The sequence below is a fragment of the Streptomyces sp. NPDC002088 genome (genome assembly GCF_040296605.1).
GTDB lineage: Bacteria > Actinomycetota > Actinomycetes > Streptomycetales > Streptomycetaceae > Streptomyces.
Window position 1 is genome coordinate 195,159 of sequence record NZ_JBEOXO010000004.1, and the last position, 10,699, is coordinate 205,857.

At 71.5% G+C, this 10,699-nt stretch carries 11 protein-coding genes; 5 read left to right on the plus strand and 6 right to left on the minus strand.

The window, feature by feature from the left end:
* Nucleotides 1-6: 6 nt before the first annotated feature.
* The 3 genes from ABT114_RS10770 to ABT114_RS10780 all read left to right on the plus strand — a co-directional run bounded on the left by ABT114_RS10770 (nucleotide 7) and on the right by ABT114_RS10780 (nucleotide 2,571).
* Nucleotides 7-411 (plus strand): nuclear transport factor 2 family protein, encoded by a 405-nt coding sequence (locus tag ABT114_RS10770; RefSeq protein ID WP_351140881.1) that lies wholly within the window; start codon nucleotides 7-9, stop codon nucleotides 409-411.
* Nucleotides 412-499: 88 nt separating this feature from the next.
* Nucleotides 500-1,669 (plus strand): serine hydrolase domain-containing protein, encoded by a 1,170-nt coding sequence (locus ABT114_RS10775; RefSeq protein WP_351140883.1) that lies wholly within the window; start codon nucleotides 500-502, stop codon nucleotides 1,667-1,669.
* A gap of 158 nt (nucleotides 1,670-1,827) precedes the next feature.
* Entirely contained in the window at nucleotides 1,828-2,571 is a 744-nt protein-coding gene (locus tag ABT114_RS10780) for a GntR family transcriptional regulator (RefSeq protein WP_351140884.1), read from the plus strand.
* A 3-nt stretch (nucleotides 2,572-2,574) separates the two neighbouring features.
* Here the strand turns inward: ABT114_RS10780 and ABT114_RS10785 are convergent, their stop codons facing one another.
* Complete coding sequence (locus ABT114_RS10785) at nucleotides 2,575-3,378, minus strand: class I SAM-dependent methyltransferase (protein ID WP_351140885.1); 804 nt, start codon at nucleotides 3,376-3,378, stop codon at nucleotides 2,575-2,577.
* A gap of 96 nt (nucleotides 3,379-3,474) precedes the next feature.
* Here ABT114_RS10785 and ABT114_RS10790 point away from each other — a divergent pair, with 96 nt between their 5' ends.
* Entirely contained in the window at nucleotides 3,475-3,873 is a 399-nt protein-coding gene (locus tag ABT114_RS10790; protein WP_351140887.1) for a nuclear transport factor 2 family protein, read from the plus strand.
* 22 nt (nucleotides 3,874-3,895) lie between these two features.
* Here ABT114_RS10790 and ABT114_RS10795 read toward each other — a convergent pair whose 3' ends face one another.
* From ABT114_RS10795 to ABT114_RS10815, 5 genes are all read right to left on the minus strand, one after another.
* Nucleotides 3,896-5,797 carry a hypothetical protein gene (locus ABT114_RS10795; protein ID WP_351140889.1) on the minus strand — a complete coding sequence of 634 codons (1,902 nt, stop codon included), beginning with the start codon at nucleotides 5,795-5,797 and terminating at the stop codon, nucleotides 3,896-3,898.
* Between the two features lie 299 nt (nucleotides 5,798-6,096).
* Complete coding sequence (locus tag ABT114_RS10800) at nucleotides 6,097-6,867, minus strand: SDR family NAD(P)-dependent oxidoreductase (RefSeq protein WP_351140891.1); 771 nt, start codon at nucleotides 6,865-6,867, stop codon at nucleotides 6,097-6,099.
* Nucleotides 6,864-8,174 (minus strand): histidinol dehydrogenase, encoded by a 1,311-nt coding sequence (gene hisD, locus ABT114_RS10805; protein ID WP_502988300.1) that lies wholly within the window; start codon nucleotides 8,172-8,174, stop codon nucleotides 6,864-6,866. The genes ABT114_RS10800 and hisD overlap by 4 nt, the downstream gene beginning before the upstream one ends.
* Nucleotides 8,175-8,208: 34 nt before the next feature.
* The gene (locus ABT114_RS10810) at nucleotides 8,209-9,150 is read right to left on the minus strand and encodes a VOC family protein (RefSeq protein ID WP_351140893.1); all 942 of its coding nucleotides are present in this window, start codon (nucleotides 9,148-9,150) and stop codon (nucleotides 8,209-8,211) included.
* Nucleotides 9,147-10,133, minus strand: a complete 987-nt coding sequence (locus ABT114_RS10815) for a fumarylacetoacetate hydrolase family protein (RefSeq protein WP_351140895.1) — start codon at nucleotides 10,131-10,133, stop codon at nucleotides 9,147-9,149. The genes ABT114_RS10810 and ABT114_RS10815 overlap by 4 nt, the downstream gene beginning before the upstream one ends.
* A gap of 254 nt (nucleotides 10,134-10,387) precedes the next feature.
* Here ABT114_RS10815 and ABT114_RS10820 point away from each other — a divergent pair, with 254 nt between their 5' ends.
* On the plus strand, nucleotides 10,388-10,693 hold the full coding sequence (locus tag ABT114_RS10820; RefSeq protein ID WP_351140897.1) for an antibiotic biosynthesis monooxygenase family protein: 306 nt from the start codon (nucleotides 10,388-10,390) through the stop codon (nucleotides 10,691-10,693).
* The last annotated feature ends 6 nt before the right edge of the window (nucleotides 10,694-10,699 follow it).

Consider the following 10,699-nt stretch of genomic DNA (forward strand, 5'->3'; position numbering starts at 1 on the left):
CGCCCGATGGAGACACGCGCCGCCGCGGAGCGGTTCGTCGCGGTCTGGACACGGGCCTGGGCCGCGCATGACGTAGCGGCGCTCCTTGAGCTGTACGCCGAGGACTGCGTCCACCGCTCGATGCCGTTCCGCGAACCGCACCGCGGCCGGGACGAACTCGCCGCGTATCTGCGCTGGTCGTTCGCCGGGGAGCGGGTGACCGACGTACGGTTCTCCGCTCCGGTGGTCGGGCAGGACGGTGTCGCCGTGGCCGAGTTCCGGGTGCTGGCGGAGGCGGACGGTGCGCCGTCCACCCTCGCCGGCTGCGTCTTCGTACGCTTCGACGACGTGGGCCGCGCGGTCGAGACCCGCGACTACTGGCATACGACAGAGGGTCACAAGGAGCCGGCCGACCAGCTGTTCTTCCGGTGACCTTCCCTCCGGTCCGACCAGTCGGTACGTTCTTCGGGGCCGGGTCGCAGCGTCGCGGCCCGGGGTTCCGGCGGACGACGGAGGACCCATGTCCGAGCAGCACGAGCCACAGGTCCACGGCCACTGCGCGGCGCGTTTCGCGCCGGTGCGCACGGCGTTCGAGGAGAACTTCCGGGAGCGGGGCGAACTGGGCGCCGCGGTGACCGTCACGGTCGACGGCGTGACCGTGGCCGACCTGTGGGGCGGCTGGGCCGACGCGGCGCACACCCGGCCGTGGGAACGCGACACGCTGGTCAACGTGTGGTCGACGTCGAAGGGCCCCGTGGCGCTGTGCGCGCACGTCCTCGCCGACCGCGGGCTGCTGGACCTCGACGCGCCGGTGGCCGCGTACTGGCCCGAGTTCGCGGCGGCGGGCAAGGAGAAGGTGCTCGTACGGCATCTGCTGTCGCATCGCGCGGGCCTGTCCGGTCCGCGTGAGCCGCACTCGCTCGCCGATCTCTACGACTGGGAGCTCACGACCAACCGGCTCGCGGCGGCCGAGCCGTGGTGGGAGCCGGGGACACGGTCCGGGTACCACGCACTGACCTACGGGTTCCTGGTCGGCGAGGTGGTGCGGCGTGTCTCCGGGCTGCTGCCGGGCGCGTTCCTGGAGCGGGAGGTGACCGGGCCGCTCGGGATCGACTTCCGCATCGGGCTGCCGGAGAAGGAGGCCGGGCGGGCGGCCGAGCTGGTGCATCCGCCGGCCGCGTCGAGCAGTGAACAGGCGGCGATCTTCAGCCAGTTGACGCCCGCGGCGCTCGCCGCCCTGGCCAACCCGATGGTCGGCGCGACCGAGGCCAACACAGCCGATTGGCGGGCCGCCGAGATCCCCGCCGCGAACGGCCACGGCACGGCCCGGGCCGTCGCCGCGCTGTACGGGATCCTCGCGGGCCGGGGTACGTACGACGGTCACCGGGTCCTCTCCCCCGAGGCCGCCGAGCGGGTGCGCGAGGGGCAGGGCAGCTGCCGCGACCTGGTGCTGGGGGCGGGTTTCGCGCACGAGACGGAGGTCGGGCTCGGACTGTGGCTCAGCGGGCCGAACGGCTCCTACGGACCCAACCCGAGGGCTTTCGGCCACGACGGCTTCGGCGGTTCCTGCGGCCTGGCCGATCCGGAGGCCGGGGTGTCGCTGGGCTATGTGATGAACCGGATGGGGCCTCATATCGCCGACGACCCACGGAAGACGGCGCTGATCGAGGCCCTGTACAGCGTGGTGTGACGGGCGGTCCGTGCGGGCCGGTTTCGGCCGAACCGGCAGACGCACCTTCCCTGGTGGTTTAGACCAATGCTAGATCTGGTCGCGCAACGAGCCCGCACGGCTACGTCTTGTCACCGAGTTCTCGTCACCGAGTTCTTGTCACCCACAGGAGGCGCGGCATGGCCCGCACCACCCCCCACGACCACCCGCAGACCGAGGACCGGCCCCTCTACTGGCGGATCGCCAAAGAACTGCTCGGCGAACTGCGCGACGGGACCGTCCCGCCCGGCGAACGCCTGCCGGGCGAGCGGCGCCTCGCCGGGCACTTCGGGGTCAGCCGGGAGACCGTACGGCAGGCGCTGGAGGTGCTGCGGCGCGGCGGCCTGGTCGCCACCGACCGGCGCGGCAGCCACGCCACCCTCCGGGGCCGCCCCCTGGAGGACCCGGCCTCCCTCGCCTTCCCGGTCGGCGCCCGGCCCCTGGACCCCGGTGCCGTGGACCGGGCCACCGTCAGCTGGGAGCCACCCCCGCCGGACCACGCCGAGGCCCTGGGCCTCGCCCCGCGCCGGCCTACCCTCGTACACCGCTACGAGTCGGCCGATGCCGACGGCCGTGGCCGGCGTACGGCGGTGACGTCGTTCTCCGCCGTGGTGCTGGCCGAGGTCGAGGAGCTCGCCCGCTACCGTGACCGCGCCGACGGCACCGCCGCGGCCCAGTTGCGCCGGGCCTACGACTGGATGCGCAGGGCGGGCCTGACCCTGCACCACCGCGACTCCATCACCCGGCTGGACGACGCGCCCTCGATGCGGGTGACCCGGCGCGTCCACGACCAGTACGCGCGCCCCCTGGAGATAACCGATCTGATCGTGGAGGCACGGCAGGACGCCCTGGTGTACGAGTTCACGCTGCCGTCGGCGGGCTGACGGTCAGCCGGGCCCGGGCGACCGAGGCGATGGCGCGGGTACGGGCCCCGGCCGCGGCCGGGGTTCCGGCTGAGGTTCCCAGGAGAGCGACCGTTCGGCCGTGACCAGCCGGACGCGTGGGCTTCCGTCGCGCCGTCGCCCGAACTCGGGCAGCGCCTGGAGCTCCACGCGAAATCCGGCGCGCTCCAGCTCCCGCCGTACATCCCCGAGCCGGAAGGCGCGGTAGTACATGACGAACGGCGGCCGCCACACGGCGTTGCGTACCCGCATGGCCGCGTCGAAGCCCCACAGCATCCAGAACGCCGGCGAGGACGGGCGGGACGGGGCGACCACGGGGAACACGAAGCGGCCGCCGGGCCGCAGCACGGAGTGGACCTGGGCGAACAGCCCCGGCAGCTCGCGGGGCAGGAAGTGCCCGAACGCCCCGAAGCTGACCACGAGGTCGAAGGCGGGGCCGAACGGCAGGGCCCGGGCGTCGGCACGGACCCAGGCGACGCGCGGCTCCGGGCCCGGCGTGCGCCCGCGGGCCTCGGCGAGCATGCCCGCGCTGAAGTCGACGCCGGTGACGCTGCGCCGGCACACCCGGGCCAGTACGTCCATCCCGGCGCCCGTCCCGCAGCACAGGTCCAGTCCGTCGTCGACGGGGCCGGCCGGCTCCAGCGCGGACGCCACCGCGTCGAGCACGGAGTCCGGCGTGCGGAACGGGGTGTGGTCGAACTTCGGCGCGAGCAGGTCGTAGCCGCGCTCGACGGAGGACAGCGCCTGGACGGCGAGTTCGCGCAGGGTGGGACCTTCTGGGCTGAACATCGGGGTCAGCCTAGAGGAATCGGTCCGTGGACACGCTGACGGTTGGTGATTACTCTGATCCACCTCTACTCAACTAATTGACTATGAGGTGATCCGATGCGCGCGTTCCGCGAGGCGGTCGAGGCAGGCGATCTCGACGCCGTAGAGGCGCTGCTCGCCGAGGACGTCGTCTTCACCAGCCCGGTCGTGTTCAAGCCGTATCCGGGCAAGGCCATCACCGCGGCGATCCTGCGCGCTGTCGCGCAGGTCTTCGAGGACTTCCGCTACGAGCGCGAGCTCACCGGAGCCGACGGCCGCGACCACGCGCTGGTCTTCGCCGCGCGGGTGGGCGAGCGCGAGATCACCGGCTGCGACTTCATCCATGTCGACGAGGACGGCCTGATCGACGAACTGACGGTCATGGTGCGCCCGATGTCCGGCGCGCAGGCCCTCGCGGCGGCCATGGGCGCGCGGTTCGAGCAGATCGCAAAGGAGGCGGAGGCGCACTCCGTCTGAGTCAGCGCGCCTCCGCCGGCTCTCAGGCCACCGTGAGCGTGATGGCGCCCGTGAGGGTCGTGCCGGGCCCGACGGCCGCGGCGGTGCCGTCGACCGTCGCGGTCAGGGTCCTGCCCTGCGGTGCCTTCACGGCCGCGTCGGCGGCGACGGTGAGCGAGGTCAGGTACGAGGTGCCGGTGACGGTCCACGTGGAGCCGCTGTTCAGCCGGACGATCGCACCGTTGTTGACGGCGGCCCGCACGGTGTTGGTCACGATGCCCAGCTCATAGAAGGTGGACGAGTCGATCGTGGACACGCGGTGCTTGGCCTCGGACGCGGAGATCACGCCCTCCACCGTCGAGTCCTCGAAGGTGAGGACCATGTTCTTGCCCTTGCGCATGCCGTTGTAGAAGTCGCCCTCCAGCTTGATGGAGGTGAAGGTGGCGGCTCCGTCGGTGGTGTGGACGGCGGTGACGTCGAAGGTCGTGTCCTTCGCCGGGTCGCCGGTCGGCTCGGTGTAGACGCCGACGTTCATCATCTTGCCGTTGACATTGACCGGGCCCGGGTCGTCCAGCTCGATCATCTGCAGGATGATCCCGTCGCGCGGGCTGAGCCGGGCGCCCTGGGAGCCGTCGACGGTGATGGCGGTCTGCTGGCCCTTGTTGAGGAAGGTGGCCCGCTCGGAGTTGATCACCGTGCCGCCGTCCAGGGTCAGCGTGCCGGCGCCGAAGAACATGTACCCGAAGTGGCCCGAGTTCACGACCGTGTTGCGGACCGGAACGGCCGCCAACTCGGCGCTGGACAGGCCGAGTTCCAGCTCCGTGTTGAGCGCGGCGACCGCCGCACGGGTGCTGTCGCCGTAGTGCACGACCGCGGCCGGGCCCGCGATGATGGTCGCGTAGCTGCCGACGTCGAACCGGGAGCCGAGGACGCGTACGGTGGCGTCACCGATGGCGTAGGTACCGTAGCCGTACTCCCCCGTGTTGCCGACGTGGCTGTTGATCGCGGTCAGCTTCAGACCGCTGCCGCCCTCCACCGACAGGGCGCCCCAAGTCTCCGAGAAAACAGTGGAGTTGAGATAGGTGGCCTTGCTGTTCTTGCCGATGAGGTTGGTGGCGCGGACGTTGCCGTCGAGGCCGAGCATCCAGGGCACGGACTCCATATAGGGGGTTTCCACGGTGGCCTGGTAGTCGGCGGGCAGGATGCCGTTGCGGGCGCGGACGAAGGAGTTCTTGACCACCACGTTGGCGCCGTCGTCGGCGATGACACCGGTGCGGACCACGCCCTTGTTGCTGATGCGGGCGCCGTCCAGGACCAGGGTGGTGGACGAGCCGTCGCCGACGACCGCGGCGCCGTAGCCGGCGAAGTCGCAACGGCCGTTGCCGGTCAGGGAGATGGTGGGCCGCTGGAGCGTGTAGGCGGCGTCCTGCACGAACACGCCGTCGAAGCACTCGCCGGTGGAGGTGATGGAGACATCGCGCGCGAGGGCGTCGGTGACCTTGCCGCCGAGCATGGCCGCGAGCACGGACTTGTCGCGGTCGACGCCGTCACCGTCGACGTAGAGCGCCTGCCGGAAGGGGAAGGTGAGCGTCTCGTAGGTCACGTCGTTGTCCTCCGCCACCGTGAGGACGACGTCGCCCTGGTAGGTGCCGGCCTGGATCAGGGTGGCGGTGCCGCCGGTCGCGGTCAGCAGCTGGCCGGTCTCCACGCCGTCGACGGTCAGCGAGAGGCTGCGGCCGTCGGGGGCGGCGATCTTCCCGCCCTCCGCGATGGTCAGCCGGCTCACCCGGGTGGTCGCGGAGAGCTCGTACGTCTCCCCGGAGCCGACGGTGATCTGCTTGCCCGTCTCCTTCGGTGCGGCGGTGGCGGAGGCGGCCGGGACCAGTACGGCCCCGGCGGTGGCGGTACCGGCGATCAGGAGGGAGCGTCGGGTGATCAGCGTCATTGCAGACCTTTCCACGGATCGAGTGCGTCATTGCGCAGCGTGACGAGCCGGCCGCCTCACGTGGGGCGACCTCGGCCCGGATCAAGGCACCTGAGGTGCGTTTGAGGGAGTGAAGCAGCCTCGGCAAACCGGGAATAGGCGCTTCGCGCACGCATCCCGGAACCCGATGCCTCGGATCGGGCCGCCCACTGCATGGCGATCACACAGAGTGGTCACAGCCGGTTCCGGTGCGCACGCACGACGGCGAGGCGGGCGGCCACGGGGCCGTCCACCTCGCCGTTCCTCGTGCTGCCGGGTCGCTACGCCGGTGCGATCATCCCCGCCGACAGGTCGATGTCCGCCCCGCACAGGCCGGGCATCGCGAGCATCGCCACCAGCGCCTGGGCCACCTCGTCCTCCTCGACGAGGCGGCCGAGGGCGGACCGGGAGGCGAAGTCGCGCTCGGCCTCGGCCACGGTGCAGCCGGTCAGCTCGGCGGTGAGCCGGAAGTTGCGGTCCATCCGCGGACCCCGGACCGGGCCCGGTGAAAGGGAGTTGACGGCGACGCCGTGCGGGCCGACCTCGCCCGCCAGGGTCCTGGTCAGGCCGAGCAGTGCCATCTTCGAGGCGGTGTAGGGGGTGCGGTTCAGCAGCGGGCGCTTGCCGCTGACGGAGGCCACGTTGACGACGTCGCCGTGCCCGGCCGTGATCATCGGGGGCAGGAAGGCCCGGCACATGAGGTAGACCCCGCGTACGTTGGCGGCGAACACGTCGTCCCACTCGTCGGGTTCGATGTCGACGAGCGGGCGGACCGGGCCCGCGACCCCCGCGTTGTTGACGAGCAACGACACGTTCTCACCGGCGAGTTCGGCGGCCAGGGCGCGTACGGAGCCCGGGTCGGACACGTCGCACACGGCCGTACGGGCCTCCCCGCCCTCCTTGACCACCCGGGTGGCCGCGTCCACGAGGGCCTGTTCATTCCGGCCGGCGAGGACCACGCGTGCCCCGGCGCCCGCGAGGGCGAGGGCGAACGCCCGCCCCAGGGGGCCGCCGCCGCCCGTGATCAGCGCCGTGCGCCCGCGCAGGCTCATGCGGTGTTCCACGGCAGCTCGTCCCCCGCGGCCCGCGCCGCCCGTACGTCGCCGGAGCGTGCGTGCCCCTCGAACAGCTCCACCCGGGAGGCGCGTCCGCACAGCCGGCCCAGCAGTGCCTGCGAGGCGGTGTCAGTGACCTCCTGGTAGGTGACGGTCTTGAGGTACTTGCCGACCCACAGGCCGCCCGTGTAGCGGGCCGCGCCGCGGGTGGGCAGCACGTGGTTGGTGCCGATGACCTTGTCACCGAACGACACGCAGGTGCCCGCGCCGAGGAAGAGGGCCCCGTACTGGGTCATCCGCTCCAGCGCGAGGCGCGGTTCGGCGGTCAGCACCTCGACGTGCTCGAAGGCGAACTCGTCGGCGAGCGCGTACAGCTCGTCGAGGGAGCCGACGACGTGCACCTGGCCGTGGTCGCACCAGGCGGGCTCCGCGAAGTCGCGGGTCGGCAGGCCGGGCAGCAGCCGCTCGACCTCGGTGATGGTCTTCTCGGCGACCTCGCGGGAGGTGGTGATCAGGACAGCCGGGGAGTCCGGGCCGTGCTCGGCCTGGGAGAGCAGGTCGACCGCGCAGACGAACGGGTCGGCCTGCTCGTCGGCGAGGACGAGGATCTCGGTCGGCCCGGCGAACAGGTCGATGCCGATCTCGCCGAACAGTTGCCGCTTGGCCTCGGCGACGTAGGCGTTGCCGGGGCCGGCGATCAGGTTGACCGGCTCCATGGTGTCGGTGCCGACGGCCATCGCGGCCACCGCCTGCACCCCGCCCAGCAGCCAGATCTCGTCCGCGCCCGCGAGGTGCATGGCGGCGACGGTGGCGGCCGGGATCTCGCCGCGGATCGGCGGCGTACAGGCGACCACGCGGGGAACGCCCGCGACCTTGGCGGTGACGATGGTCATGTGGGCGGAGGCGGTGAGCGGGTAGCGGCCGCCGGGGATGTAGGCGCCCGCCGCCTGCACGGGTACGTGCTTCTGGCCGAGCCGCACGCCCGGCAAGGTCTCCACCTCGAACTCCCCCAGGGAGTCGAGCTGGTGGCGGGCGAAGGTGCGGACCTGCTCCTGCACGAAGCGGATGTCGTCGATGACCTGTTGCGGCACCGACGCGACGATCTTGTCGACCTCCTCGGCGGAGAGACGGAAGGAGTCCGGGCTCCAGTTGTCGAACTTCTCGGAGTACTCGCGCACGGCCTCGTCGCCGCGGGCGCGGATGTCCGCGATGACGCCGGTCACGGTCTCGCGCACCTGGTCGAGGGAGGCGGTGACCTCCGCCTTGGGTACGGCGTGCTTCAGGGTGGTTGCGGTGATTGCCACGGCTGCGGCCTTTCTCAGGAGGAATGGGTTCGGATCAGACGGGCGGCGCTTCGAAGAGCACGTCGGGGTCGTTGAACTGCTCTTTGGCGACCGACTCGCTCATCGGGTCCGCGGTGCCCCACTGGTCCTGGGTGATCGGGTCGTCGACGTCATGGCGGCCCGGGTGCCACAGGTCCTCTTCGAGGACGGCCAGTTCGGTGGTGTACTCGACGGTGTTGCCGTGCGGGTCGTGGAAGTAGGCGAAGGTGTTGTCGCCGGCGAGGTGGCGGCCCGGCCCCCAGGTGAGCCGGGTCCCGGCGCGCAGCGCCCGGCCCGTGCCGCGCATGTACTCCTCGACGCCCCGCATCTCGAACGAGGCGTGATGCAGGGACACATGGGGGCCGCGGGCGATGGCGAAGGAGTGGTGGAGCGGGCTGCACCGCAGGAAGTACATGAGGTCGCCCATGTGCGTGGAGTACAGCGTGTCGGTGAGCCGGAAGCCGAGGTGCTCGACATAGAAGTCCCGCAGCCCTTCGGGGTCCTGGGAGTTGACCACGCAGTGCGAGAGCCGTACGGGGATCGCCTCGCGCTCCTCGATCCTGCGGTGGGCGCGGACGGCGACGTCCGCGGAGACCTCGACGACCCGCCCGTCCGGGTCGAAGAAGCGGAAGCCGTAGCCGCCTCCTGGGGTGTCCAACACGTCGGGGTCGCAGATGAGTTGGATCCCGGCACGCCCGAGCCGTACCGCGAGTTCGTCCACGGCGGCCGGTGAGACGGCTCCGAAGGCGACCAGGTCCATCCGCTTCCGCTCGTCCTGGCGGATCCGGACGATGTACTGCTCGGGGCTGCCCTCGGCGGCGAAGAACGCGATCCCGCTGTCGTTCGCCACCTCCGTCAGGCCCCAGGTGGTGCCGTAGAAGGCGCGCTGCCGGTCGAAGTCCGGTACGGCCAGGTCGACATGGCGCAGATGGGTGATGGGCTGGAAGGTGACAGTCACTGTCCGCTCCTGACGGTGTTGCGCTGGTGGCCCAGGCCGGTGATCTCGGCCTCCATGACGTCGCCGGGCTGGAGGAACACGCCCCAGTGGGCGCCGTTGCCGGCCGGGGAGCCGGTGAGGAGCAGGTCGCCGGGGCGCAGGGTGGTGGTCGTGGACACGTACGCGATCAGCCGCGGGATGTCGAAGATCATGTCCTTGGTGGACTCGTCCTGCCGGACGACGCCGTTGTGGCGCAGGGTGATCCGCAGGTCGCCCGGGTCGCCGACGAAGGCGGCCGGTACGAGGAAGGGGCCGGTCGGCAGGAAGGTGTCGGCGTTCTTGGCGGTGAACCAGTCGGTGCCGATGGCCTTGAGGTCGGGCCGGTAGAGGCGGTCGCGGGTGGTGAGGTCGTTGCTGATGGTGTAGCCGGCGACGTACGACATCGCCTCGTCGACGGGGATGTTCTTGCCCGCCTTTCCTATGACCAGGGCGAGTTCGAGTTCCCAGTCATGCTGCTCGCCGAGTGCGGGGAGCACGATGTCGTCGTACGGGCCGCACAGGGCGCGGGTCGAGCCGAGGAAGACGTACGGGACGCCGCTCCGGATCCGTTCGTCCATCATCTTCTCGGCGTCGGCGCGGGCCTCGTCGGGGGTGGCGCCGTGCACGCTCTCCTTCTCGGCGGCGACCAGATCGACCACGTGCTTGCGGTAGTTGGCGCCGCTCTGCAGGATCTGGCCCGGCTCGATCGGGGTGAGGACGCGCAGGGCGGCCAGGTCGTGCCAGGTGCCGTCGGTGGATCCGGCGAGTGCGCCGAGGCGGGGCAGCCAGGTGTCCCAGTCCTCGACCAGGGCGCGTACGGACGGCACCAGGCCGGACAGGTCACGCACGCGCACCCCGGTGACCAGGCCGGGGAAGGCGCCGGTGGCCTGCTCGCTCGTGAAGGTGCCGAGCGCGAACGGTCCGGCGTGGGAGGGAACGGCGTGGGCTGGATGCTGATCGGGCACGGGCGGCTCTCCTCGTACGGGTGGGGGCTCGCCTCCGACGCTAGGCAGCCGGGAGCGGCGGCGGAAATGGCCGTTCGCGATGCCTGCCATCGGCGGCCGTGCCGGGCCTGCCTGCATCGATGCGCGGCTCCGCCGCGCGGCGCCGCCATCGCCGTACGGGATGCATGACGTCCCCCTTGCCGATGCCTCGATCCGTTGACCCCCGCACCGGCCGCCACGCAGGCTCGGAGCACCCATCGTCCGAGGAGATCAACGTGGTCGTCGAGCATGCCGAGCTGACCGTCGAGGCCGGCCGGGAAGAGGAGTTCCAGGAGGCCTTCGGCAAGGCGCGGGAGGTGCTCGCGGAGGCCGACGGGTTCCGCTGGGCCGAGCTGCTGCGCTGCGAGGAGCGGCCAAGGACCTTCCTGTTGCTGGTCGGCTGGGAGTCGGTCGAGGCGCACACCGTCGGCTTCCGGGAGTCGGAGCGCTTCCCGCGCTGGCGTGCCCTGGTCGGGCCGTTCTTCGCCGAGCCGCCGACCGTCGAGCACTACCGCGAACTCGGAGCCCGCTTCGCCGGCTGACCTCTC

Excerpts from the sequence above, each read along its gene's own strand:
- ABT114_RS10770 (WP_351140881.1), top strand. The coding sequence starts at position 7 with ATGGAGACACGCGCCGCCGCGGAGCGGTTCGTCGCGGTCTGGACACGG.
- ABT114_RS10775 (WP_351140883.1), top strand. The coding sequence starts at position 500 with ATGTCCGAGCAGCACGAGCCACAGGTCCACGGCCACTGCGCGGCGCGT.
- ABT114_RS10780 (WP_351140884.1), top strand. The coding sequence starts at position 1,828 with ATGGCCCGCACCACCCCCCACGACCACCCGCAGACCGAGGACCGGCCC.
- ABT114_RS10785 (WP_351140885.1), bottom strand. The coding sequence starts at position 3,378 with ATGTTCAGCCCAGAAGGTCCCACCCTGCGCGAACTCGCCGTCCAGGCG.
- ABT114_RS10790 (WP_351140887.1), top strand. The coding sequence starts at position 3,475 with ATGCGCGCGTTCCGCGAGGCGGTCGAGGCAGGCGATCTCGACGCCGTA.
- ABT114_RS10795 (WP_351140889.1), bottom strand. The coding sequence starts at position 5,797 with ATGACGCTGATCACCCGACGCTCCCTCCTGATCGCCGGTACCGCCACC.
- ABT114_RS10800 (WP_351140891.1), bottom strand. The coding sequence starts at position 6,867 with ATGAGCCTGCGCGGGCGCACGGCGCTGATCACGGGCGGCGGCGGCCCC.